Raw genomic sequence first — 24,373 nt, 5'->3', positions numbered from 1 at the left:
GCGGTCACGGCCACTTAGGGTTTCGCTCTTACAGCGACTCACTTTTGAAAAGCGCAAAAGGTGAGCAAAACGCTTCTGCCCCTCCACTCGGTGCCTCGCCTAGGCTCGGCATGCCCTCACTCCGGCATTGCTCCGTGGGCCGCCGCCACCGGCCATCCATGGCCGGGTGGCGGCTAACCCGGCATCCCTGCCGGGTTACCCACGGCTCAATGCCTGCGTTCGGCCATCGTGTCTAAGGGGGCAGGCAGATCAAAAGCAAAAGCAAAATCTGACGGCGGCGTTGCGGCCGGCCTGAAGATGGAATGGGGCGTCCCTCCCACCACCTCCTGTAGGAGCTGGCTTGCCAGCGAAGACGTCCGCCCAGACGCTGCATGACTCACGGGCCTCTTCGCCGGCAAGCCGGCTCCTACGAACAGCGCGTAAAACGCGCTTTGCTTTTGCTTTTGCTTTTGCTTTTGCTCTTGATCTTGATCTTCAGGCCCCTTCCCAGCAGGCCGAGCGTAGGCGTTGCGTAGGGGGCAGCTCGGCAGGGATGCCGAAGCGAGGGAACACCGAGCCTCAGCGAGGGGCCCATGGAGGGGCAAGCGTTTTTGCTTACTTTTTGCTGGGCCGGCACTCCGGCGTTTGAAAAAAGTGAGTCGCCGTAAGGGCGAAACCCTAAGTGGCCGTTACCGCAGCAATGGATATGTACCCAAACCCCAAACCATCAAGACGAAACCACCAGCAGCCACACCCACAGCAACGGATATACACCCCACCCCCTCACCACAAAAAGCCCCCAACATCCCCCACCACTACCGGAAAACACCTTCAGCCAACCACTCAGGAAAGTCCCGCATACCATGCAAAACCCGCCATACGTCGATGTAGTCATCGCGTTCAACGTAGAACACCAGATAGGGACAGCGCTTCAGCGGCAAGCAAAGCACCCCCGGCAGATCCAGCTCGTGGGCGTAGCGAGACATACCCAAGGCCGGATGGCGGCCGATATGAAGATAGGCCTTTTCCAAAGCATCGATAAAACCGAGCGCAGCCTGCTCGGCCTGTTGGTCAAGCTAGTCGCTGATAGCGCCTCCCACGTCATGGCTGGCAAGGGCACCTGGCATGACCGGCTTGGCTTTCATCCTCGCGCCTTGTGAACCCTGGCACGCAGGGATTCGAAATAGTCACCCTGCACAGCAGTGCCCGGCGCCGATTGAGCACCGGCCAACAACAGGCCACGCAGATGTTGCCGATCCTGATCCTTGCGAATCAGCTCACACACATATTCACTGCTGGTGCTGTAGCCGCGCTGGCTGACTTGATCATCGACAAAGGACTTGAGAGCGTCCGGCAGGGAGATGTTCATGGTGCTCATGGCTTTGTCCGCTTTTGACAAAATTTGCCAAACCATACCCCCTCACCCCGCCACCCGCACCACCCCCATATCAATCCCCAAATGCACCAACTCCGCATGGGAGCTGACCTGCAGCTTGCTCTTGAGCAAGGTCAAATGGTTGGACACGGTCTTGGCGCTGATGCACAACTGCTCGGCAATCACCCGCGCCGGGGTGCCCTTGGCCAGCATCACGAAGATCTCCAGCTCGCGCTGGGTCATGCTCTGCAAACGCGGGTCGCTGCTGTTCTGCGCCGGGGTGCAGGCCAGTTGCGTGGCCAGGGGCTGTTCGATGTAGGCGTGCCCGGCCAGCACACGGTGCACCGCTTCGATCAGCACCTGGGGCGCGGAGTTCTTGGTCAGGTAGCCCGAGGCTCCCGCCTCCAGGGCCTGGCGCACCAGGGGCAGTTCGTCGTGCATGCTGAAAAACAGCACCCGCAGCTGCGGCAGGCGCTGGCGCAGGCGGCGGGTGGTCTCCAGGCCGCTGATGCCCGGCAGGCCGAAATCCATGATCACCAGCTGCGGCACTTCTTCGGCGACCCGGGCCAGGGCCTCTTCGCCGCTGGCCGCTTCGCGCACCTGCATCGCCGGCAATACCGCGCGCAGCAGGCTGGCGTAACCCTGGCGGACCACGGCGTGGTCATCCACCAACAAGATGTTCATCAGGCCTCCATGGGCATGTTCAGGGGCATGTTCAAGGCCAGTGCCCAACCGGCGCCGGGACGGCTGAGGATGTGCAGTTCGCCGCCCAGGCTGCGGGCCCGCTCGGCCATCGAGTGCAGGCCGACGCCGGGGCGCTGGGGCTGGTGCGCGCCGCAACCGTTGTCGCGCACCAGCAGGCGCAGGCCCCGGGCGCTGCGTTGCAGGCGCACCCGTACCTGGCTGGCATCGGCGTGCCGGGCGACATTGGTCAGCGCTTCTTGCAGCAGGCGGTAGAGGTGGGTCTTGCTGGCGCTGGGCAACGCTGGCAGGTCGGCGCCGACCCGCAATTGGCAGTCGATGCCCTGGCTGTCCTGCCATTGGCTCACCAGCAGGCCGAAGGCTTCGGCCAGCGGCAGGTGCTGCAGCACCACCGGGTACAGGTCCTGCACCAGGGCGCGAAAGCCTTGCTGCAAGCGCTCGCAGTTGAGCTCCAGGGCCTGGGCCGTGTGTTCCACCACCGTCGGCTGGTCGGCCACCATGCGCAGCAGGCAGACCTGGGCGCGGATGCCCGCCAGGTATTGCCCGAGGTCGTCGTGCAGGGTCTGCGCCAGGTAGGTGCGCTCGCGCTCCTGCACCGCCAGCAGGGCCTGGGTCAGTTGCGCGTTGTCGGCGCGGGTCTGTTCCAGGGTCGCGGTCATGCGGTTGAAGTGCCCGGCCAGTTGCCGCGCTTCCGGCAGGCCGGCTTCGCGCAGGCGCACCGCCAGTTGCCCGCCGGACACCTGCTGCAAGGCCCGCAGCAAATCATCCAGCAAGCCCATGCCGCGGCGCACGGCCCAACGGATGGTCAGCAGGCTCAGGAACAGGGCCAGGCCGCACAGGCTCAAGAGCTGTTGCAGGGAGTCCCAGACTTCGTCGATCTCATCCCGCGCGTCCACGGCGATCAGCACTCGGCGGCCGTCGCCCAGGTCCAGCTCGCGGGCGCTGTGGCGGCGCTCGCTGAACAGCTGGCGGCCGAGCCAGGCGTCCAGCCCGGCCTCTTCCGGCATGCGGGCCGCCTCGTCCGCCGCCAGCCAGTGCACCCGTACATGGCGCAGGCTCTGGGTCAGGTGCGGTTGCAGGCCCGCCGGGTTGCGCGCGGCGCTGTCGCTGAGGTACTCCACCACCGCCTCGGCGGACTGCAACTCACGCTCGACATCGGCCACCGCCTGATGCAGCAGCAAGGCGGCGCAGGCCAGGGTCACCACAGCAAAGAATGCCGTAACCCACAGGTTGATCCGCCACAGTGCCGACATGCCTAGCGCCCCGGCACCAGCGGCAGCGCTTGGGGCAGCACCGGGCGCGGGCCGTGCAGGCGATCGACGCCGATCAGGCTGAGGATCAGCAGCAAGGGCAACAGCAGCAATTTGAGGATGCGCATGACGGTGTTCTCCAGGGTCGGGGCCGCTGCAACCATGCTAAGACCGCCGCACCCGCGCCGGGCTACTACCTTGGTACTGCCCGGGCGCTACTTTCTGCATATTTCCCCGCCCCGGTACTCTTCCTATGCTGGCGCCACCTGCCGTGGAGTGCCTTATGCACCAGCCTGCCCCGCTTATCCCGACCTGCCTGCTGGCCCTGGCCTCGGTCCTGTTGCCCCTGGCCGCGAGCCAGGCCAGCGAGGACCCCTTGCAGGTACGCATCGGCTACCTGGGCTATCACCCCGACCCCGGCCCGCTGCTGTCCAACATCATTCCCGAGCCAGCCGACGCCGGGCTGCAGGGCGCGCAGCTGGCGATTGTCGACAGCAACAGCACCGGGCGCTTTCTCAAGCAGCAGTTCCAGCTCGACAGCGCCAGCGTCGACAGCCCCGAGGCGCTGCTGCAAGCCGCCAAGGCCCAGCATGACCAGGGCCTGCGGCTGTTCGTGGTGAATGCCCCGGCGGCCAGCCTGCGCGAGTTGTCCGCCGCCCTGCCCGACAGCCTCTTGTTCAACGCCGGCAGCCCCGACGACGCCCTGCGCAGCAGCCAGTGCCTGGGCAACGTGCTGCACAGCCTGCCCGGCCGGGCGATGCTGGCCGACGCCCTGGTGCAGTTCATGGTGCTGCGCAAATGGCAGCGGGCCTTGCTCGTCGTCGGCCAGACCGAAGACGACCGGGCCTACGCCGACGCCTTGCGCCGGGCCACCCAGCGCTTCGGCGTGAAGCTGGTCGCCGAGAAGAACTGGAGCTTCGACAACGACCAGCGTCGCAGCGCCCAGACCGACATGCCGCTGTTCACCCAGACCGCCGAATACGACGTGGTGCTGGTGGCCGACGAGCGCGGCGACTTCGGCGAGTACCTGCCCTACCAGACCTGGTTCCCGCGCCCGGTGGCCGGCACCCAGGGCCTGACTCCCACCGGCTGGCACAAGAGCGTCGAGACCTTCGGCGCCGCGCAGTTGCAAAAGCGCTTCGAAGCCCAGGCCGGACGCTGGATGAACGACCGCGACTTCGCTGCCTGGATGGCGGTGCGCAGCGTCGCCAGCGCGGTGAGCAAACTGCGCCAGGCCGACCCTCGGGCCCTGCAGACGCTGCTGCTCAGCGACCAGCTGCCGCTGGACGGGTTCAAGGGCCGCAAGCTCAGCTACCGGCCGTGGAACGGCGAACTGCGCCAGCCGATTCCCCTGGTGCAACCCCGAGCCCTGGTCAGCACTTCGCCCCAGGACGGTTTCCTGCACCCCTTCAACGAAATGGACAGCCTGGGCTACGACCGCCCCGAAGTGACCTGCCGCTACCCCTGATCCGATAACCACAACAACAAGGAATCCGCCATGCGCCGCCCTCTTCTCTGCCGCTCCGCCCTCTGCGCGGGCCTGCTGCTCGCCGCCGGGCACGCCATGGCCGCCACGGCCTGGGTCTCCAATGAAAAGGACAACAGCCTGAGCCTGATCGACCTGCAGACCCTGGAAGTCACCGAGACACTGCCGGTGGGTCAGCGCCCGCGGGGGTTGCTGCTGTCCCATGACAATAAGCTGCTGTACATCTGCGCCAGCGACTCGGACCGGGTCCAGGTGATGGACGTGGCGACCCGCAAGATCATCAAGGAGCTGCCCTCCGGCAAGGACCCCGAGCAGTTCGCCCTGCACCCCAACAACCGCTGGCTGTACGTGTCCAACGAGGACGATGCGCTGGTCACGGTGATCGACACCGAGACCGCCAAGGTCCTCGGCCAGATCAACGTCGGGGTCGAGCCCGAAGGCATGGCGGTGAGCCCCGACGGCAAGTGGGCGGTGAACACCAGCGAAACCACCAACATGCTGCACTGGATCGACACCAGCACCCAGACCCTGGCCGACAGCACCCTGGTGGACCAGCGCCCGCGCTTCGTCGAGTTCAACCAGGACGGCTCAAGGCTTTGGGCCTCGGCGGAAATCGGCGGCACCGTGACCATCCTCGACGTGGCCACGCGCCAGGTGCTCAAGACCCTGAATTTCAAGATCAAGGGCGTGCACCCGGACAAGGTGCAGCCGGTAGGGATCAAGCTCAGCGCCGATGGCAAATACGCCTTCGTCGCCCTGGGCCCGGCCAACCACGTGGCGGTGATCGACGCCAAGACCTACGAAATCCTCGACTACCTGCTGGTGGGGCGGCGGGTCTGGCAGCTGGCATTCACCCCGGACCAGAGCCAGTTGCTGGCCACCAACGGGGTCAGCGGCGATGTTTCGGTGATCGATGTGAACAGCCTCAAGGTGCTCAAGTCGGTGAAGGTCGGGCGCTATCCCTGGGGCGTGGTGGTGACCCCATGAACGCCCTGGAGGTCAGCCAGCTGAGCTTCGCCTACGGCCCGCGCCAGGCCCTCGATCAGGTCAGCCTGAGCCTGGCTCCCGGGCGCTTCGCCGCGCTCTTGGGCCCCAACGGCGCCGGCAAGTCGACCCTGATCGCCCTGCTCACAAGGCTCTACGACCTGCAGCAGGGCGACATCCGCGTCGGCGGCTGCTCGCTGCGCAACGCCGCCCGGGCCGCCCTGCGCCAGCTCGGCGTGGTGTTCCAGCAAAGCACCCTGGACCTGGACCTGAGCGTGGAGCAGAACCTGCACTACCACGCCGCGCTGCATGGCCTGTCGCGGCGCCAGGGGCAGGCGCGGATCGACGCCGAACTGGCGCGCCAGGGCTTGAGCGAACGGCGCCGGGATAGCGTGCGCGCCCTCAATGGCGGCCACCGCCGGCGGGTGGAGATCGCCCGCGCCCTGCTGCATGAACCGCGCCTGCTGCTGCTCGATGAAGCCAGCGCCGGCCTCGACCCCGCCAGCCGCCTGGCGCTCAACCGGCACATTCGCCAGCTGTGCCAGGAACAGCGTCTGAGCGTGCTCTGGACCACCCACCTGCTGGATGAGGTGCAGGCCGACGACCAGTTGCTGATCCTGCATCAGGGGCGCCTGGTGGCCAGTGGCGTGGCCGGCACCATCAGCCAGGAACAGGGCGGCGACCTGAGCGCGGCCTTCGCCCGCCTGACCCAGAATCCCCAGCCACGCCCGGCCCCGATCGGAGAACCGCTCGCATGAACGCCTACTGGCAATGCCTGCGCGGCATCGTGCTGCGCGAATGGCTGCGCTTCGTGCTGCAGCGCACACGCTTTCTCAGCGCCCTGGTGCGCCCGCTACTGTGGCTGCTGGTGTTTGCCGCCGGCTTTCGCGCGGCCCTGGGCATCGCCATCATCGAGCCCTACAGCACCTACATTCCCTACGAGGTCTACATCGTCCCGGGGCTGGCCTGCATGATCCTGCTGTTCAACGGCATGCAGGGCTCGCTGTCGATGGTCTACGACCGGGAAATGGGCAGCATGCGCGTGCTGCTCACCAGCCCCCTGCCCCGGGCCTTCCTGCTGGCCAGCAAGCTGTTGGCCACCTCATTGATCTCGCTGCTGCAGGTCTATGCCTTCCTCGCCGTGGCCTGGCTGTATGGCGTGCAACCGCCGGCCATGGGGCTGCTCAGCGCCCTGCCGGCGCTGCTGCTGGTGGCCCTGATGCTCAGCGCCCTGGGGTTGCTGCTGTCCAACGCCATCCGCCAGCTGGAGAACTTTGCCGGGGTGATGAACTTCGTGATCTTCCCGCTGTTCTTCCTGTCCTCGGCGCTGTACCCGCTGTGGAAGATGCTCGAAGCCAGCCCCTGGCTGTACTGGCTGTGCGCCCTCAACCCCTTCACCCACGCCGTGGAACTGGTGCGCTTCGCCCTGTATCAACGCCTCAACCTGCTGGCCCTGGCCGTGTGCCTGGGCCTGACCCTGGTGTTCTCCCTGCTGGCGGTGCTGACCTTCAACCCCCAGCACGCCGCCCTGCGCAAAAGCACCTGAGCCACACCCCTCACCCCCACCTCCCCCCCCGTAGGAGCTGGCTTGCCAGCGAAGAGGCCCGCAAGCCCAACGCCAGACCCAAGGCCCCTTTCGCCGGCAAGCCGGCTCCTACACAGCGCTTGCCCATGGGCGATCTACGACTTTGGTACTGCTTTTGCTGTCGATGGTCGCATTCACAAAAGGCCCTGCCCTGGCATGTAATGGGCCTATAACAAGAAGGACAAATCCCTTATGCCCCGTGCCCTGCAGACCCTGGCCCTGCTGTCCCTGAGCCTGACTCTGGGAATGGCCCATGCCGAGACTCCGCTGTTTTCCACCGAGGGCTATCGCACCAGCCTGTACCGCAGCCCGACCCCGCTGCAGATCGACCAGGGCCGGATCATCGACACCCCGGGCCTGCAAGAGCTGCTCAAGGAGCAACCGGCGCCCCTGCTGATCGACGTCTACCGTCGGCAATGGCTGCAAGGCCGCTTCATCGACAGCGAGCCCCACGCCAACCTCCCCGGCAGCCACTGGCTGGCCAACACCGGCGACGGCGAACTGAGCCCCGAGTGGCAGGCTTATTTCGCCGGCAACCTGCAACGGCTGAGCCACGCCGACCCGCAGCGCGCCCTGGTGTTCTATTGCCGTGCCGATTGCTGGCTGAGCTGGAACGCGGTAAAACGCGCGGCAGCCCTGGGCTATAAGAACATCTACTGGTACCGCGACGGCCTGGATGCCTGGGAGGCCGCCGGCCTGCCCGTGGAGGCGGCCCGGCCGCAACCCTTTCCCTGAGCGCCGCAGCACGGCGTTGCCGCCCCCATAACCACAATAACGAGGTGAAAGGCCATGTATAAAATTCTGATAGCCGACGATCACCCACTGTTTCGCGAAGCCATCCACAACGTCATCAGCGACGGATTTCCCGGCAGCGAGGTGATGGAAACCGCCGACCTGGACAGCGCCCTGGCCCTGACCCAGGAACACGACGACCTCGACCTGATCCTGCTGGACCTGAACATGCCCGGCATGCACGGCCTCAACGGCCTGATCACCCTGCGCAACGAAGCGCCGACCATTCCGGTGGTGATCGTTTCCGCCGAGCAGGACAAGCAGATCGTGCTCCAGGCCATCACCTACGGCGCCGTCGGCTTCATCACCAAATCCTCGGCGCGCTCGCAGATGACCGACGCCATCGAACAGATCCTCAATGGCAACGTGTACCTGCCGCCGGACATCATCCGCACCCAGAAAAGCCAGCCGGGGCGGCGCAGCAGCGAGACCCCGAGCTTCCCCCCGGAACTGCTCCAGGCCCTGACCCGCAAACAGCTGTTGGTGCTGGAACGCATGACCAAGGGCGAATCCAACAAGCAGATCGCCTACACCCTGGACATTGCCGAAACCACGGTGAAGGCCCACGTCTCGGCGATTCTGCGCAAGCTCAACGTGCACAACCGGGTGCAAGCGATCCTGAGTGCCGGGGACATCGATTTCGGTGCCTACCTGCGCCGCTGAATTGCGCTGATCGTGCACCGACCCTGTAGGAGCCGGCTTGCCGGCGAAGGCGATCTTGCGGGCCCCTTCGCTGGCAAGCCAGCTCCTACGGTTGTCAGGGATGCCGCGTTGGGCTCAGCAGGTGGCTGATGGCGGTCTTGAGTTTCATCGGGCGCACCGGTTTGTGCATCAGGGTGTGGCCCAGTTCGCGCAGTTGCTGTTTGAGCTCGTTGCTGTAGTTGGCGGTGATCATCATCGCCGGGATCGCCAGGGCGCGACGGGCGTTGATTCGCGCTACCGCATCGATGCCGTTCTGTTGCTGGTCCAGGTGGTAGTCGGCAATCAGCAGGTCGGCCTCGGCGCGGTAGTCGTCCACCTGGCGCGCCAGGTCTTCTTCGGACAAGGCGGTGATCACCTGGCAGCCCCAGCCTTCAAGCAAGGTGCGCATGCCGGCGCAGATCGCCGCGTCGTTATCCAGCACCCAGATCCGCGCGCCCTGCAAACGCTCCAGCAGGGCGTCGCCCAGCTCCGGGCGCGGCGCTGGCAAGGGCGCGCTGGCGCTGATCGGCACCTGCACGCTGAACACCGAACCACGCCCCGGCCAGGAGCGCACGCCAATGCGGTGCCCGAGAATCCCGGCAATCTTCTCGACGATGGCCAGCCCCAGGCCCAGGCCGCGGTCCTGGTCCGGGCGCTGTTCTTCGCCACGCTTGAACTCCTGGAAGATTTCCTCCAGGCGTTCGGCGGCGATACCCATGCCGCTGTCCCAGACTTGGATCGACAGCCAGCGCCCCTGGCGCCGACAGCCCAGCACCACCCGGCCCTGGCGGGTGTAGCGGATGGCGTTGCTCAACAGGTTGCGCAGAATCCGCGCCAGCAGCTGGATGTCGCTGCGCACCAGCGCCGAGCAGGCCACGAAGTGCAGTTCCAGGCCTTCGCTGCGGGCCACCTGGGCGTACTCGGCGGCGAGGTTTTCCAGCAGTTCGCTCAAGGCAAAGGGCGCGATATCGGCCTTGATCACCCCGGCATCGAGCTTGGAAATGTCCACCAGGGTACCCAGCAGGTTTTCCACGTCTTCCAGGGAGTTGCTGACATTGCGCACCAGGGCGCTGCTGGCCTGGGGATCGCGACGCTCCAGCAAGGCGCTGGTGAACAGCCGCGCGGCGTTCAGGGGTTGCAGCAGGTCATGGCTGACCGCGGCAAGGAACTTGGTCTTCGACAGGTTGGCCCGTTCGGCCTCGGCCTTGGCTTCGCGCAAGCGTGATTCCACCCGGCTGCGCTCTTCGATCTCGCGCAGCAGCTGCTGGTTGAGGGTGGTCAGCTCGGCGGTGCGTTCGCGCACCCGCAGCTCCAGGTTCTGGTAGGCCTGATGCAGGGCCTCGGCGGTGCGCCGGCGCTCGGTGATGTCGCGGATCAGCACGAAGATCCCCACCACCTCGCCATTGGCCAGGCGGTTGGGCACGTAGGAGCGCAGCATGTAGCGCTCCTGATTGTTGATGTTGGTCTCGGCGAATTCGAAGGTCACGCTCTCCCCGGCCAGGGCCCGTTCCACATAGCTTTCCAGGCGCTGGTAGTGCTGCTCGCTGTGCACCTCGCGCAGGCTCTGGCCGAGCATCACGCCGCGGGGCCAGCAGTACCATTCCTCGTAGACCTTGTTGGTGAACTCGTACACCAGGTCGGCATTGAGGTAGGCGATCAGCGCCGGCACATGGTCGGTGATCAGGCGGATCCAGCGTTCGCTTTCGCTCAGGGCCTCGGCGTGCTGGTAGCGCTCGGTGATGTCGGTGAAGGTGTTGACGAAACCACCGGTAGGCAGCGGATGGGTGCGGATCTCCAGCACCCGGCCATCGCTCAGGCGCTGCTCGCATTCGTGGATCGGCCGGCCGTTGGCGTCGCGGCTGTCGGGGCTCAGCAGGCGCAGTTCGCTGTCGCCGATGACCTCGGCAAACAAGCGATGCGCGGCCACCGGGGCCAGCCCGCTGAGCTCCAGGAAGCGCCGGTTCCACAACTCCAGCACGCCCTCGGCGCTGACCATGGCCACGCCCTGGGACAGGTTGTCCACCGCCCGTTGCAGCAGGTGGGACTTTTGCGCCACCGCCTGTTCCCGGCGCAGGGTTTCGCTGTGCTTGACCTCGGTGATGTCGGTGAACAGGATCACCCGCCCGCCTTCCCGGGTCGGCCGCTCGCTGACCTGCAGCCAGCGGCCGTTATGCAGGCGATACAGCAACTGCTCGTCACCGCCACTGCGCGGTTCTTCGCTGAACAGCCCGGTGCTGGTCAGCAACCTGCGCACTTCCGAGAGGCGCATGCCGGCCATGATCCGTACCCGGCTGTGGCTCCAGAAGGCACGGAAGCGGCTGTTGAACAGGACGATGCGCTGCTCCTGGTCGAACAGCACGAAGGCGTCGGAAATGCTCTCGATGGCGTCGATCAGGTGCTGGTGCGCCGTCTCGGCCCGCAGCCGCGCTTCGCTGAGCAAATGGTTGCCGGCCTTGAGCTCGGCCATGGCCTGGTTCAGGGCGTCGGTGCGTTCGCGCACCTGCTCGGCCAGCACCACCGAATGCTGGAACGCCGCATAGGGGTCGTTGCCACGGGTGATGCCGGATTCGACCCGTTCGATCAGCGCGCTGTTGATCCGCCGCAGCTTGCGGTTCTCGCGCTGCAGGTCATCGAGCTGCGCTTGCAGCTCAGCGGCGGGCCGGAGTTCGACTGCGGGCAATGGCGACCCCGGTGAAGGTCTGGTTGATGTGCATGCCATTGAACTGTTCTCCGTAGGTGTTGAAACCCATCACCCGCTGTTCCCGCAAAAAGGCCCCGATCTGCTCCAGGCTGCCCTGCCCCTCCAGCTCCAGACGGCGCAAAAAACAGTCGCAGCCAATGGTCAGCAGCAACCCGCCGAGGCGTTGCTGCAAGCCGTCGAACAGCTGTTGCAGGTTGGGCAGCAAGGGGCCGGGGGTCATGGCGGTGAGGACGATGCCGTTCTCCACCGCGCAGTAGAAACTCAGGCTCAGGTCCGGGTGCACCTGCTGCACCGCGCGCACGTAATAGTGCTGGTTGATCCGCACCGCCAGGGGGTGGGCGGCGAACACCCGGTGGTCGAGCTGCGCCAGGGGCACGCCGATCAGCCGCGCGTACTCCTCGGCGGCGGGCTCGGCGTTCAGTTCATAGACCCGGCGCAAGGTACTGTCGGCGCCGGTGACCACCAGTTTTTCTTCCCGGGGCTGGATGTGGTGGGTGGTGAACACCTCGAAATCCAGCCAGGTATTGACCAGCACCACCACCGCCGCGCCGCTGTGGAACTCGCCGCCGAAATACACGTGGGTGTGGGTCAGGTAGTTGTCATCGCCGGCCGAACCGCCGAAATGCGGAATGTCCCCCAGGGCCGCGCTGAGGGCAGCCAGGACCATTTCCTCGCGGCTCGACAGGCCGTCCAGCAGGGTCAGGGCGAAGCTGTTGCCCTTGATCGGCGCCAGGGTGTTGCTGCGGCAGCGGCCCACCAGGCGTTCGACCATCTGCTGGGCGTCGATCAGGCTGAAGTGTTCCATCTGGTCGATGAGTTCGGCGGCGATGGAAAAGTGCCGATGGTCGAAGCCGATGGCGGTCACGCAATTGCGTCCGTAGCCCAGGGGGGTGATTTCCCCGGCGCTGGTGCAGCCCACCAGGGGGATGCCGCCAAAGCTCTGTTGCAGGGCCGGGCCGAGGGTGTGCAGGGGGTATTCGGCGGAACAGAAGAACAGCACGAAGCCCAGGTGCGGATGCAGCAACTGGCTGGCCAGGTCCTGGGCCACCTGCTGCGGATCGGCGGCCTGGGACATGGCGCTGACCACGCCCTCGCTCTGGGCTTGCTGCATCGTCGCCTCCGGCGCGGGTTGTCTGAGCAATGAGTGTACGAAGCCGGCCCCGGGGCACGAATGCTACTTGGGTAGCGGGTAGCCGGTTCCATGGGTGTAGGCGCTGGCTTGCCAGCGAAGGTGTAGGCCGGGCTGGTGCAGGGCTTGAGGGCCTATTCGCCGGCAAGCCGGCTCCTACGGGGAAGGCGCCGTTGCGGAAAATAAGCGGGGAATACGGGGCGCCGGCCCGGGCGCGATGCGCACGCCAGGGCCGGCGCTGGGGTTACCAGGTCAGTACGGCACCCACGGCAAAGGTGTCGGTGTTTTCGTTCTGTGCATTGGTGTGGTGGCCGTCGATCTCGAACTGGTTGTACTCGGCCACCAGCTTGAGGTTGTCGTTGATGTCGTGGAACAGCGCCACGCCCCGGGTCTGGTAGTCGGCGCCGCTGCCGACCACACCGTTGCCGTCGTCACGGGTCTTGCCGTAGGACAGCGCCAGGCGGTTCTTGCCCACCTTGTACGAGCCCTGCAGCAGGTAGCCCTTGCTGTCGACATTGCGCAGGGTGGCCTCGCCGGCATTGTTGGTGAAGAACGGGTTGATGCCCTTGGCCTGGAACCCGGAACCGGTCAGCGACAACCCGCCCATCTTGGCCTGCAGGCCATAGCCCAGGCCCTTGGAGGTCACCGATTGCACGTTGGGGTCGGTGTTGTCGGAGGTCTGGTAGCTGCCGTTGAGCCAGCTGTAGAACTTGGCCCCGCCCAGGTCGAACTGGTAGGTGACCTCGCTCTCGGTGCGCGGGTTCTTCTGGTAGGCCTTGCCCAGGGCGCTGCTGTCGTTGGTGTCCACCGGATCGAGGATGCCCACCGCCACCCGCAGGCCGTCCATCACCGGGCTGCGGTAAGTGATCTGCGACGACGGAAAGGGATAGGGGTAACCGCTGCCGATGTTGCCGAACGACACCCCGCCGCCGTCCACCAGCCCCAGGCTGTCGCTGACCTGGCCGTACCCGGCGAGCATTTCATCGAGCAGGATGTTGGAACGGGCGAACAGGCCGAAGTCCTTGCCGATCAGCACCTCGCCCCACTCCGGGTTGGCCACGGTGCCGTAGAACTGGCGCACGTCGATGGCGGTGTCGGTGCCGTTGGTCTCGCTGTCGTTGATGGTCACCCAGAACGAGGCCCGGGCGCCGAGCTTGAGGTCGTCCACCTGCTTGCCCATGTTGAAACCCAGGTAGTTGGGCAGAAAGCCCATCTTCACCCGCGCCTGACGGCGGTCGTACTGGTCGCCGGCGCGGTCGACCTTGCTGTTGACGTAGAAGGCGTTGATGTAGCCGTCGGTGGAAAAGGTCGTCTGGTCCTTGTCGTACAGCATGATCTCGGCTTCGGCGACAGAGCCCAGGCCAAGGGTCGACAGGCCGACAAGCAGGGCCGGAATCAGAGGGTACTGGCAGTTCTTATTGTTATGCATGGCGCGCTCCGCAAACGGGGGACGAAATGTCGGAGGCGATTATCGAAACGGGGCAAGGCCGCCCATAGGCTGCCTTGGAGGCAAATTCAGCATGCTTTGGAGGGGCTGGCAGGGACCGGCAAATCCGATCCACGACCGGCCCGCTACCGGGCCCACTACCTGGAGTAACACCAAGGGCTCATGGACCCGGGTGCGAAGGGATGAAGTCCTTAGTCGTCGCCCGTTCAGTCGTCGCCCGCCAGGGCCCGCAGTCGCGCCAGTTCGGCAACGGCCAGGGGAATGCCGTGCTCCAGCGATTTGGCCCGGGTGCGGTAGCGCCGATCCCCCGGCATGCGCTCCAGGCCCACGGCCTGCATCTGCCGCACCAGCTCGCCGCTGCGCTGGGCAAAACGCCCGCCGCCCAGGTGGTTGGGGTCGATGACGATCAGCAGTTGCCCGGTCCAGGGCGTTTGCGCCCCGGGGTGTTGCGACCAGTCGAACTCGAAGGAGAAGTTGCCACCGGTCAGCGCCGCCGCCAACAGCTCCACCATCATCGACAGCGCCGAGCCCTTGTGCCCGCCAAAGGGCAGCAAGGCGCCACCGTCGAGAATCGCTGCCGGGTCGCAAGTGGGCTGGCCGTCGCGGTCCACCCCCATGCCCGGTGGCAGCTGCTGGCCCTGGCGCTTGGCGATCTGCACATCGCCGTGGGCAATGGCGCTGGTGGCCAGATCGAAGACGATGGGCTCGGCGCCCTCGCGGGGTGCGGCGAAGGCAATCGGGTTGGTGCCGAACAGCGGCCGCTGGGCGCCGTGGGGCACCACGCAGGTCATGCTGTTGACCAGGCTCAGGGCCACCAGGCCTTCTTCGGCGAAGGGCTCGACATCCGGCCACAAGGCGGCGAAGTGATGGGAATTGCGAATCGCCAGGACCGCGATCCCGGCGCTGCGGGCCTTGCTCAGCAGCAGCGCGCGGGCCGCCGCCAGGGCCGGCTGGGCAAAGCCGCCGCCGGCGTCCACCGCCACCACGCCGGGGGCCACATCCTCCACTTGCGGCACGGCCTGCCCATTCACCCAGCCACTGGCCAGGGACGACAGGTAACCGGGAATGCGGAACACCCCGTGGCTGTGGGAGCCGTCGCGCTCGGCGCGGGCGCAGTTGTCGGCCAGCACCCGGGCCACCTCGGCAGAGGTGCCGTGGCGAAGAAAAATGCGTTGCAGCAAGTCGGTCAAGGCAGGCAGATCGAGGTACTCGACGGGTGCCTGCGCCAGGGTCGCCTGGTTCGCTTCGGTCATTGTAGCTCCATTGGAATTGTTATTGGAAGGTGCCTGACTATCGCGTCACGCCAGTTAACTGTCAAATGTTGACTTCATGACAGAAAACATTCATTTTCCATTGTCAACGGCCCACAAGAATGAAAACAACCATGAGCCAGCCCATCAAGCAACGCCTTGAAAGCAGCCTGTCCAGCGCCACCGCGTCGGGCCGGGCGATTGCCAGCTACATGCTGGCCAACCTCTATGAACTGCCCTTCCAGACCGCCGCCGACATCGCCGAAAAACTCGGCGTCAGCGAATCCAGCGTCGGGCGTTTCTGCCGCGCCATCGGCTACAGCCATTTCAAGGACCTGAAAAACGACCTGAAGAACGACCTCGGCGAAGGCCCGTGGCTGGTGGGCGACCGCCTGCAGGAATTTCGCCAGCAGCCCAACCCGGCGGCCCAGGGCCTGCCCCGCAGCTTCGAGCTGGAAGTGGCGGCGCTGGTCAAGGTCTACGAATACAGCCTGACCCCGGCCTGGCAGACCGTGGTCCAGCGCCTGGCCAGCCGGCGCCGGGTGTACGTGGCGGGGTTCCAGACCGAGCGCGGCATCGCCGCCTCCATGGTCCACCTGCTGCAATACCTGCGCGATGGCGTGCACCTGGTGGACGGCTCCGCCGGGCATTTCGCCGACGTACTGCTGAGCCCCGCCGAAGACTGCGCCCTGGTGGTGTTCGAGGCAAGGCGCTACTCGCGCCACGCCCTGACCCTGTGCCACAAGGCCCGCGAGGCGGGGATTCCGGTGACCCTGGTCACCGATACCTTCTGCGACTGGGCCGAGCAGAACGCCGACGAGGTGTTCCGCGTGCCCACTGAATTCAACCTGTTCTGGGAATCCACCGCGGCCATGCTGTCGCTGGTGCACCTGTTGGTCAACGAGGTGTGCAAGCACCTGGGACCCGAGGTGGAAAAACGCCTGGAAGCCACCGCTGCCCTGCATAACGAGTTTGTTGGCTACACATCGTCCGCCCGACCAAAACAATAAATAACCGAGGTGCTCCATGAACAACGTCCTCCGCTTCGCCGGCGCTTGCGCCCTGGTCATCGCCGCCTCCACGGCCCAGGCCGAAACCCTGAAGATCGCCACCGAAGGCGCCTACCCACCCTTCAACTACGTGGACTCCAACAACCAGCTGCACGGCTTTGACGTGGACATCGCCAACGCCCTGTGCAAGCAGATGCAGGTCGAGTGCCAGATCGTCGCCCAGGACTGGGAAGGCATCATCCCGGCGCTGCTGGCGAAGAAATACGACGCCGTGGTGGCCTCGATGATCGCCACCGACGAACGCAAGAAGAAGATCGCCTTCAGCAACCACTACTACCGCACCCCGCTGTCGGTGGCGGTGGCCAAGGACTCGGACATCACTGACGCCCAGACCAACTTCAAGGGCCGCACCGTGGGCGCCCAGGCCTCCTCGACCCAGGCCATCTACGCCGAGGACCACTACGGCCCGGCCGGCGCCGACGTGAAGTTCTACCCGACCCTGGACGAAGCCAACAGCGACCTGGCGGCCGGGCGCGTGGACGGGGTGATCGCCGACAAGTTCCCGCTGCTGGCCTGGGCCGAAAGCGCCGGCAAGGACTGCTGCAAGATCATCGGTGACGTAAACGGCACCACCGCCGACGCCTCGATCGCCGTGCGCAAGGAAGACAACGCCCTGCGCGAGCGCCTGAACAAGGCCCTGGACGCGATCGTCGCCGACGGCACCTACAAGCAGATCTCCAGCCGCTACTTCACCTTCGACATCTACTGACCGCCCGCCTTTGCCGCTGCCCTTGCCCCGCGTTCCCTTGAGCGCGGCGGCGCCCTGCACGGTTCATTTTTCCAGAGGGTTCGCGCATGTTCGAACAGCTGTCACTCCTGTCCTTTGCCAGCGGCGGCTGGGGCTCGGCCCTGCTCGCCGGGGCCCTGGTGACCATCGCCCTGGCGCTGGCCTGCGTGCCCATCGGCCTGCCCCTGGGCTTGCTGGTAGCCCTGGCCGCACGCTCGAAAAACCGCTGGGCGCGGGCCTGGGCCACGACCTTTTCCACGGTGTTTCGCGGCCTGCCGGAGCTGTTGACCCTGCTGATCATCTATTACGGCTGCCAGATCGCCGCGCAGAAGATCCTCGGCGCCCTGGGCTACCCTGGTGAAGTGGCGATCAACACCTTTGTCGCCGCGATGATCGCCTTCAGCCTGGTGTTCGCCGCCTTCTCCAGCGAGATCTGGCTGGCCGCGTTCAAGACCCTGCCCAAGGGCCAGTACGAAGCCGCCAGCGCCCTGAGCCTGTCGCGGCGCACCACCTTCAGCCGGGTGCTGCTGCCGCAACTGACCCGCATCGCCCTGCCGGGGCTTTCCAACAACTGGCTGTCGCTGCTCAAGGACACCTCCCTGGTGTCGACCATTTCCCTGGTGGACCTGATGCGCCAGACCAACCTCGCGGTCAGCGTGACCAAGGAACCCATGCTGTTCTACAGCGTGGCCTGCTTTGGCTACCTGTTCTTCTCGGCGCTGTCCGGGCACCTGTTCAGCTTTCTTGAACGGCGCTTCAACCGTGCGCAACGGAGCCTGCAGCCATGAACCTGGATGACCTGCTGAACCTGTTCCTCAACCAGGAACTGCTGGAACGCTACGGCCCGCGCTTTATCGACGGCCTGCTGGTGACCGCCAAGCTGGTGGCAATTTCCTTCAGCCTGGGCGCCGTGCTCGGCCTGCTGATCGCCCTCGGCCGGCTGTCCAGCAATCGTTTCCTGCGGCGCTTCACCGGGGCCTATGTGTACTTCTTCCGCGGCTCGCCGCTGCTGGCCCAGCTGTTCATGCTGTATTACGGCCTGGGCTCGTTCAAAGGCTTCTGGCAGGACGTGGGCCTGTGGTGGTTCTTCCGCGACGCCTGGTTCTGCACCCTGCTGGCCTTCACCCTGAACACCGCCGCCTACCAGGCGGAGATCCTGCGCGGCAGCCTGCTGGCGGTAGCCCAGGGCCAGCGCGAAGCCTGCAAGGCCCTGAGCCTGTCGCGCTGGACCGCGTTTCGCAAAGTGATACTGCCGCAGTCGCTGCTGATCGCCATCGGGCCTCTGGGCAACGAGCTGATTTTGATGATCAAGGCCAGCGCCATCGCCTCCCTGGTGACCATCTACGACCTGATGGGGGTGACCAAGCTGGCCTTCTCCCGCAGCTTCGATTTCCAGATCTACCTGTGGGCCGCGGTGCTCTACCTGCTGATCGTCGAAATAGTGCGGCGCAGCCTCAAATACGTGGAAGGCCGCCTGGGCCGGCACCTGAACTGAACCCTTTAGCGGGCCGCCGCGCGGCCCCTGTCATAAGGACCCAAACATGCATTGCCAAACCCTCGTTCTGGGCGCCGGAATCGTCGGCGTCAGCAGCGCCCTGCACCTGCAGGCCCGCGGCCGCCAAGTGGTCCTGCTGGACCGCCAGCCGCCGGGCAACGGCACCAGCCACGGCAACGCCGGGCTGATCGAACGCGCCAGCGTGATTCCCTACGCCTTCCCCCGGGAAGTGACCAAACTGGTGCGCTACGGCCTCAACCAGCAATCGGACGTGCGCTACAGCCTGCGCCACCTGCCCAAGGCCGGCCCCTGGCTGCTGCAATACTGGCGCCACTCCTCGCCCAAGGGCCTGGCTGCCGCCACCCGCGCCATGCTGCCGCTGATCGAACGCTGCGTCACCGAACACCTGGCCCTGGCCCGCCCGGCCAACATGCTGCAACTGATCGCCGACGGCGGCTGGCTCGAAGCCTTCAATGACCAGGAGGCCTTCGACTTCGCCCAGCGCGCCGCCGCCGACCTGCGCGACTACGAACTCAACTACCGGGTACTGGACCGCGCCGAACTGCTGGCCCTGGAACCCGGCCTGCACCAAGGCGTGGTGGGCGGCCTGCACTGGCTCGACCCCAAGACCGTGAGCGACCCCGGCGGCCTGACCCGCGGCTACGCCGAACTGTTCAAGCAACGCGGCGGCCAATTCGTCATCGGTGATGCCCTGACCCTGACCCAGATCGAAGGCGGCTGGCAGGTGCAGAGCGAACTCGGCCCGATCACCGCCCAGGAAGTGGTGGTGGCCCTGGGCCCGCAAGCCAGCGGCCTCTTCGAGCCCCTGGGCTACCGCATTCCCCTGGCGATCAAGCGCGGCTACCACATGCACTACGCCGCCGTGCCCGGCACCCGCCTGCAGCACCCGATCCTCGACCCGGTAGGCGGCTACGTCCTGGCGCCGATGGTCGGCGGCATCCGCCTGACCACCGGCATCGAATTCGCCGACTGCGACGACCCGATCAACGAAATCCAACTGCGCCGCTGCGAAGCCCTGGCCCGGAACTTCTACCCCCTGGGCGAACGCCTCGATGCCGAACCCTGGCTGGGCCGCCGCCCGTGCCTGCCGGACATGTGCCCAGTGATCGGCCCGGCCCCGCGCCACCCTGGCCTGTGGTTCAACTTCGGCCACGCCCACCACGGCCTGACCCTGGGCCCGGTGAGCGGCCAGCTGCTGGCGCAGATGGTCACCGGCGAAACGCCCTTTACCGACCCCACCCCCTACCGCGCCGAGCGCTTCAACTGACCGACGGAGAACCGCCATGCTGACCCAGACCGCCCCGCTTCCCGCCGCGCCCGCCGTTGCCACCGACCACCGCGAAGTGGCGATCGATATTGCCGGGTTGAACAAGTTCTACGGCGCCTTCCACGTCCTGCACGACATCGACCTCAAAGTGCGCCAGGGCGAACGCATCGTCCTCTGCGGGCCTTCCGGCTCCGGCAAATCCACCCTGATCCGTTGCATCAACCGCCTGGAAATCGCCGAAAAAGGCCGGATCCTGGTGGACCGCACCGACCTCTCGCAAAACACCCGCGAAGCCGCCCAGGTGCGCAGCCAAGTGGGCATGGTGTTCCAGCACTTCAACCTGTTCCCGCACATGAGCGTGCTGGACAACTGCACCCTGGCACCGATGACCGTGCGCGGGTTGTCGCGGAAAAAGGCTGAAGAACTGGCGCGAGGGTTTCTGGCCAAGGTGGGGATCGAAAACCAGGCGGATAAATACCCGAGCCAGCTTTCTGGCGGGCAGCAACAGCGCGTGGCGATTGCCCGGGCGCTGTGCATGGAGCCGAAGATCATGTTGTTTGATGAACCGACTTCGGCGCTGGACCCGGAGATGGTGAGTGAAGTGTTGGATGTGATGGTGAAACTGGCGGGGAGTGGGATGACTATGCTTTGTGTGACCCATGAGATGGGGTTTGCGCGGCAGGTGGCGGAGCGGGTGCTGTTTTTGGATGGGGGGCGCATCGTTGAAGACGCGCCGCCGGAGGAGTTTTTTGGGGCGCCCAAGAGCCCGAGGGCTAAGGCGTTTCTTGCGCAGATTGTGCATTGAGATGGGTGGGCATATCCGTTGCTACGGTAACGGCCACTTATGGTTTCGCTCTTACAGCGAGTCACTTTGGAAAAGCCGGAGTGCCGGCCCAGCCCAAAGTAACCAAAGGGCTCCTGCCCCTCCACTCGGTGCCTCGCCTAGGCTCGGCATGCCCTCACTCCGGCATTGATCCGTGGGCCGCCGCCACAGGCCATCCATGGCCTGGGGCGGCTAACCCCTCCCCAGCCGCAACATCTACCAACGCAAGGAGAAAGTACTCCACCGCAATATCTGGAACAGCCCACAAGCCTCCTTCACGAAGAACTGCGCAAAAGGGTAAATCGACTAACCGAAAAAATTGCGTACTGCAATGATCACGGCTGACAGTAAACGACCATTAACTACCGCTAGTGACAGCCAAGAGCGGTCATTCAGCCTGTCTAACAAACTCGGGATGATTCAAACCGTGAAAAGCGTCGAGCCAATTTCTCTTTAGAGAAACGTCCTGATCGCCATCACTCAAATTACTCAGGGTCACTGCCTGATCCGTCGACATCCGCGGGCTGAGGAAGCTGTTCAGCGACAACCCTAAGATGTATAGAGGCGAACTGGTGGGCCGTTATCCTCGCTGGCTCTCCATCCTGATAGTACTGAGGGTCGTCCAGCTCGGCACCGTAACGGGTACGGAGGTTATCGAAAACGTAGTCTGGTGAAATTATTGACGCGATACTATTGTAGTTCTCGCGCCGTAGGTCAGACCTAACCGGCAGGCCGCTTTCCAATTCCCATCCTTCTCCAATGTAGGTGTCGAGGAAGTCATCCAGCTTCGCTGGGTCTTTATCAAAAAGCTCACGTAAACCCTCTTCGATCTCTTCTCGATTTCTTCCGTGCTGCCAGTACCAGTAAAGATTTGGTGCGTCTCTTCCTGCCTGCATGAACAACGGTTCAACTTCGTTCGCGTCACGGATGCGAACAGCAAACAGATGGTAAAGAACGTCGTCCGCTCCATCAGGAAGAACTCGGCGCTCTTCTGGTCTGTCCGTTGAGTGTGTGAGCCAACGAACGCACTCCATCCCCATTGCCAATGGATGTGCCTCTCCAAGTACTGCCTCAGCAGCTGACTGCCTGTCTGATAAGGGGATACGCCTGATAAATTGAGAAATCAGCATACCGGCGTACATCATCGTACTGCCTATTACGAGCGCTCCACGTTCGCGCGGAAGAAGATCTCCGTTCCTCGCGACGGCGATTGCGATCGCTAACGCCGAGACTTCATTCAGAGAGTCCGCTCGATTTCGAAGTACTTGGATCAATTGCGGCATGACGCGCTTGGAGTACGTGCTCAACAGACTACGCTGCGAATCGGCATCTGCTGTGACGAGGGCATCTACCAAGTTTGTTAAATGATTATCCGATATGTCTCCTTCAGGCACGCCGTAAACGAAGTAGCGTTTGAAATACCGGCTCGAACAGATTCTTCGCTCTCTCGCCCACCTCTCCTCCCAATCTCCCCCGTACATCATGTTGCTAATTCGCGGAAAAAGAGGTTTCAAGAGTCGCTCTCGCACCTGGCCTCGCTCTTCTGAGGCAGAACCCGGCATTGCGATTTCAAGGAGTCGATCAACGGCGGACGGAGAATTTTCCAAACCTCGCGAAGCTTCACGAGGCTCCCCTTTTAAAAACAAATCTGCGTTGTCGCGAATTGCGGCATGAAGCTTCGGGTACAACACCCTAAGTCCTTCAACAAGCATGAACTCAGCGATGTTGACCTCCCCCTTGACGAGTGGAAGTGCAAACATCAGTGCGTTTGTGTACAGCTTGGCCACTCGTGGAGTTTCAAGCTTCGGCTCAAGCCCGTCTACAAAATGGCGAGAGAATACGTCGATCTGACGCTGGTCAAGGACAATCCCTGCTTGATTGAGAGCATGTTCGACGCCCTCGAAAGCGATGTCTCGCAGACTCATTTGATCAGCAGGTGGTAAATGTAAAGGTACCTGAATGATTTTTTCGAGAAACGCGCGCCCTGCTTCTTGTCCACCGGCGCCGTAACGCTCACCCAATGCTGCAGCGACTACCTCATCATCGAAAGCCAAAACGTAGCAGGTGTACTTGAAGCTTGCCGAGAGTTTTACCAGCTTGAAAATGGCATGGGTTTCTTGTCTGTCCAGCCGGTCAATGTCGTCGATAAGGATGACCAATCTTTTCCCGCTTTGGCCCAGAAGAGCGTCAATTTGATCCTTAAGCTTATCGAGACTCACTTTGGATAATGACTCTCCGATCTGCTTAGCAGCTTCCCCTGGATTGATCTCTACACCCGGCAGAGCGACTGAGATGACAGACAGGATCCCTCCGTAGGACTCAAGCAGCGCAGCCGCTTTTTCTTTAAACGCTGGCTCTTTGCCCAGGGCCTCAGCCAGGGTCGCAAAAAAACCGCGCAAAAGTGCGTCTTCGGAAGGAAAGTGCCAAGGATTGAATCGTATTGTAACGACCTGTCCGTGCTGATCTAGCGACTCCTCCATCATCTTGAGAACTGAAGTTTTTCCATCTCCCCACGGGCCGAACAGGCCGATGACAATGCTTGAGGGATCGCGGCGCCTGGCAATCGTCTCAGCTATACGCGCTGCGTAAGGCGCTCGCCCGAACCTATCTTGATGTTTTGAGATGATGGGCTCGTCCGAGAAGTACTGATCGCCATCCTCGTCGTTTTTTCGATCATGACCAACCAGTACCTCTGCAGGAGCATCCGACGAGGCTGTTGAGCCTTGAGTGCCCATACCAAAAAGCTTGCGAATCCATTTCACGACTCTCTCCTTGATGTATCTGTAACTCATATGCGCTGATGCTCCTGCTTCGCTTTGTGCAAGCCTGCTGAGCTAGAACGAGATACGAACCACCTACCTCATGAATGTACGTTTTCTCTCATATTTGGCGGGTCGACAACAAAGATTTCTCCAGTCAGAGGCTGCCCTCCGTGATCGTGCTAGCAATTTGGTTTGGAATCGGGTGTGATAGCGGAGTGCAGATGGAGCTGATAGATGGAAGCGAAAGACTTAATGACGTTGGCTCTTTCAGGCGGGGCATTGCTCATTTCCTTCGCAGCGTTGTATTTTTCTCAACTATACAAACCTTCCAGCGCGATGTTGATCCTTCTCGAAAGAACATTTACACCTGAGTCAGTTTTATTGCAATTTGGAGATAATATTTACGATACACCTAAGGATCATCTTGTTAGTCCTGCGACACGGCACCTCAGATACACCTTAAGCAATACCGGCAAACAGGCACTATATGTAAAATCTGTCGAGATTCTCAGAGGACCTGACAATCGCGGGCATCTTCGGTCAAGTCATTCGTTCACGACTTTATATGATGCTGAGATAAATTCCCGCCTACTCGATCCGGGGCAAATCCTACCAATTGATGTAAATCATCCCGTTGAATTTAAGATACCAAGTGATTTTGACTATGCCTTTAATGCATATGAACTAGTTAGCATTGAGTTGATTTCGGCTGACGGCGCACGATATCAAATATGTCATGATATTTCAGATCTTGGAGCCAGCGGGCCTGAGTTGCATCACCCTCTATGGGACGGTGTCACTCTCGGGGCTCCAGTAAGAGGCTCCGGGTTTATGTAAAGAAAAATCA

The 24,373-nt window shown here is 63.6% G+C and carries 23 protein-coding genes; 13 read left to right on the top strand and 10 right to left on the bottom strand.

What is annotated here, in order from left to right; all coding sequences use genetic code 11:
- Window positions 1-794: 794 nt before the first annotated feature.
- The 5 genes from PFLCHA0_RS31175 to PFLCHA0_RS31680 form a co-directional block, all read right to left on the bottom strand.
- Window positions 795-1,019, bottom strand: coding sequence for a type II toxin-antitoxin system RelE/ParE family toxin (locus PFLCHA0_RS31175; RefSeq protein WP_230493603.1), 225 nt, complete (start codon window positions 1,017-1,019; stop codon window positions 795-797).
- Between the two features lie 101 nt (window positions 1,020-1,120).
- Window positions 1,121-1,357, bottom strand: a complete 237-nt coding sequence (locus PFLCHA0_RS11385; protein ID WP_041752124.1) for a ribbon-helix-helix domain-containing protein — start codon at window positions 1,355-1,357, stop codon at window positions 1,121-1,123.
- A 42-nt stretch (window positions 1,358-1,399) separates the two neighbouring features.
- Window positions 1,400-2,038, bottom strand: a complete 639-nt coding sequence (locus PFLCHA0_RS11380) for a response regulator (protein WP_015635011.1) — start codon at window positions 2,036-2,038, stop codon at window positions 1,400-1,402.
- On the bottom strand, window positions 2,038-3,309 hold the full coding sequence (locus PFLCHA0_RS11375) for a sensor histidine kinase (protein WP_015635010.1): 1,272 nt from the start codon (window positions 3,307-3,309) through the stop codon (window positions 2,038-2,040). The genes PFLCHA0_RS11380 and PFLCHA0_RS11375 overlap by 1 nt, the downstream gene beginning before the upstream one ends.
- A gap of 2 nt (window positions 3,310-3,311) precedes the next feature.
- The gene (locus tag PFLCHA0_RS31680; RefSeq protein ID WP_015635009.1) at window positions 3,312-3,470 is read right to left on the bottom strand and encodes a hypothetical protein; all 159 of its coding nucleotides are present in this window, start codon (window positions 3,468-3,470) and stop codon (window positions 3,312-3,314) included.
- A 119-nt stretch (window positions 3,471-3,589) separates the two neighbouring features.
- Here PFLCHA0_RS31680 and PFLCHA0_RS11370 point away from each other — a divergent pair, with 119 nt between their 5' ends.
- From PFLCHA0_RS11370 to PFLCHA0_RS11345, 6 genes are all read left to right on the top strand, one after another.
- Window positions 3,590-4,774: an ABC transporter substrate-binding protein gene (locus PFLCHA0_RS11370; protein ID WP_015635008.1), complete on the top strand. Its 1,185-nt coding sequence runs from the start codon at window positions 3,590-3,592 to the stop codon at window positions 4,772-4,774.
- A 30-nt stretch (window positions 4,775-4,804) separates the two neighbouring features.
- Window positions 4,805-5,779, top strand: coding sequence for a YVTN family beta-propeller repeat protein (locus PFLCHA0_RS11365; RefSeq protein ID WP_015635007.1), 975 nt, complete (start codon window positions 4,805-4,807; stop codon window positions 5,777-5,779).
- Window positions 5,776-6,534, top strand: a complete 759-nt coding sequence (locus PFLCHA0_RS11360; RefSeq protein WP_015635006.1) for an ABC transporter ATP-binding protein — start codon at window positions 5,776-5,778, stop codon at window positions 6,532-6,534. Before PFLCHA0_RS11365 ends, PFLCHA0_RS11360 begins: the two co-directional genes overlap by 4 nt.
- Window positions 6,531-7,322, top strand: coding sequence for an ABC transporter permease (locus tag PFLCHA0_RS11355; protein WP_015635005.1), 792 nt, complete (start codon window positions 6,531-6,533; stop codon window positions 7,320-7,322). Before PFLCHA0_RS11360 ends, PFLCHA0_RS11355 begins: the two co-directional genes overlap by 4 nt.
- Window positions 7,323-7,553: 231 nt before the next feature.
- Complete coding sequence (locus PFLCHA0_RS11350) at window positions 7,554-8,096, top strand: PQQ-dependent catabolism-associated CXXCW motif protein (RefSeq protein WP_015635004.1); 543 nt, start codon at window positions 7,554-7,556, stop codon at window positions 8,094-8,096.
- Between the two features lie 54 nt (window positions 8,097-8,150).
- Window positions 8,151-8,816: a response regulator transcription factor gene (locus tag PFLCHA0_RS11345; protein WP_015635003.1), complete on the top strand. Its 666-nt coding sequence runs from the start codon at window positions 8,151-8,153 to the stop codon at window positions 8,814-8,816.
- A gap of 94 nt (window positions 8,817-8,910) precedes the next feature.
- Here the strand turns inward: PFLCHA0_RS11345 and nahK are convergent, their stop codons facing one another.
- From nahK to PFLCHA0_RS11325, 4 genes are all read right to left on the bottom strand, one after another.
- Window positions 8,911-11,553 carry a hybrid sensor histidine kinase/response regulator NahK/ErcS' gene (nahK, locus tag PFLCHA0_RS11340; protein ID WP_041752122.1) on the bottom strand — a complete coding sequence of 881 codons (2,643 nt, stop codon included), beginning with the start codon at window positions 11,551-11,553 and terminating at the stop codon, window positions 8,911-8,913.
- The gene (gene nosP / locus PFLCHA0_RS11335) at window positions 11,483-12,646 is read right to left on the bottom strand and encodes a nitric oxide-sensing protein NosP (RefSeq protein WP_015635001.1); all 1,164 of its coding nucleotides are present in this window, start codon (window positions 12,644-12,646) and stop codon (window positions 11,483-11,485) included. The genes nahK and nosP overlap by 71 nt, the downstream gene beginning before the upstream one ends.
- A 262-nt stretch (window positions 12,647-12,908) precedes the next feature.
- Window positions 12,909-14,093 (bottom strand): porin, encoded by a 1,185-nt coding sequence (locus PFLCHA0_RS11330; protein ID WP_011060501.1) that lies wholly within the window; start codon window positions 14,091-14,093, stop codon window positions 12,909-12,911.
- Window positions 14,094-14,317: 224 nt separating this feature from the next.
- Window positions 14,318-15,364 carry an Ldh family oxidoreductase gene (locus PFLCHA0_RS11325; protein ID WP_015634999.1) on the bottom strand — a complete coding sequence of 349 codons (1,047 nt, stop codon included), beginning with the start codon at window positions 15,362-15,364 and terminating at the stop codon, window positions 14,318-14,320.
- A 131-nt stretch (window positions 15,365-15,495) separates the two neighbouring features.
- On the opposite strand from PFLCHA0_RS11325, the gene PFLCHA0_RS11320 reads away from it, so the two are divergent.
- The 6 genes from PFLCHA0_RS11320 (at window position 15,496) to PFLCHA0_RS11295 (ending at window position 20,746) form a co-directional block, all read left to right on the top strand.
- Window positions 15,496-16,371, top strand: a complete 876-nt coding sequence (locus PFLCHA0_RS11320) for a MurR/RpiR family transcriptional regulator (RefSeq protein WP_041752120.1) — start codon at window positions 15,496-15,498, stop codon at window positions 16,369-16,371.
- 16 nt (window positions 16,372-16,387) lie between these two features.
- Window positions 16,388-17,140, top strand: coding sequence for a transporter substrate-binding domain-containing protein (locus tag PFLCHA0_RS11315; RefSeq protein WP_015634997.1), 753 nt, complete (start codon window positions 16,388-16,390; stop codon window positions 17,138-17,140).
- Window positions 17,141-17,226: 86 nt separating this feature from the next.
- Complete coding sequence (locus PFLCHA0_RS11310) at window positions 17,227-17,946, top strand: ABC transporter permease (protein WP_015634996.1); 720 nt, start codon at window positions 17,227-17,229, stop codon at window positions 17,944-17,946.
- A complete protein-coding gene (locus PFLCHA0_RS11305) occupies window positions 17,943-18,653 on the top strand; it encodes an ABC transporter permease (RefSeq protein WP_015634995.1) in 711 nt (236 codons plus the stop codon). The genes PFLCHA0_RS11310 and PFLCHA0_RS11305 overlap by 4 nt, the downstream gene beginning before the upstream one ends.
- Before the next feature lie 46 nt (window positions 18,654-18,699).
- On the top strand, window positions 18,700-19,941 hold the full coding sequence (locus PFLCHA0_RS11300) for an NAD(P)/FAD-dependent oxidoreductase (RefSeq protein ID WP_015634994.1): 1,242 nt from the start codon (window positions 18,700-18,702) through the stop codon (window positions 19,939-19,941).
- 16 nt (window positions 19,942-19,957) lie between these two features.
- A complete protein-coding gene (locus tag PFLCHA0_RS11295; protein WP_015634993.1) occupies window positions 19,958-20,746 on the top strand; it encodes an amino acid ABC transporter ATP-binding protein in 789 nt (262 codons plus the stop codon).
- 503 nt (window positions 20,747-21,249) lie between these two features.
- On the opposite strand, the gene PFLCHA0_RS11290 is transcribed toward PFLCHA0_RS11295, so the two are convergent.
- A complete protein-coding gene (locus PFLCHA0_RS11290) occupies window positions 21,250-23,526 on the bottom strand; it encodes a KAP family P-loop NTPase fold protein (RefSeq protein ID WP_121528527.1) in 2,277 nt (758 codons plus the stop codon).
- A gap of 234 nt (window positions 23,527-23,760) precedes the next feature.
- On the opposite strand from PFLCHA0_RS11290, the gene PFLCHA0_RS31675 reads away from it, so the two are divergent.
- On the top strand, window positions 23,761-24,363 hold the full coding sequence (locus PFLCHA0_RS31675; protein ID WP_134532577.1) for a hypothetical protein: 603 nt from the start codon (window positions 23,761-23,763) through the stop codon (window positions 24,361-24,363).
- Window positions 24,364-24,373: the final 10 nt, after the last annotated feature.

It is taken from the genome of Pseudomonas protegens CHA0 (assembly GCF_000397205.1).
In the GTDB taxonomy this organism is placed as follows: domain Bacteria; phylum Pseudomonadota; class Gammaproteobacteria; order Pseudomonadales; family Pseudomonadaceae; genus Aquipseudomonas; species Aquipseudomonas protegens.
The sequence above is the reverse complement of the archived record's forward strand: the minus strand, read 5'-3'. Positions and strand labels throughout refer to the sequence as shown.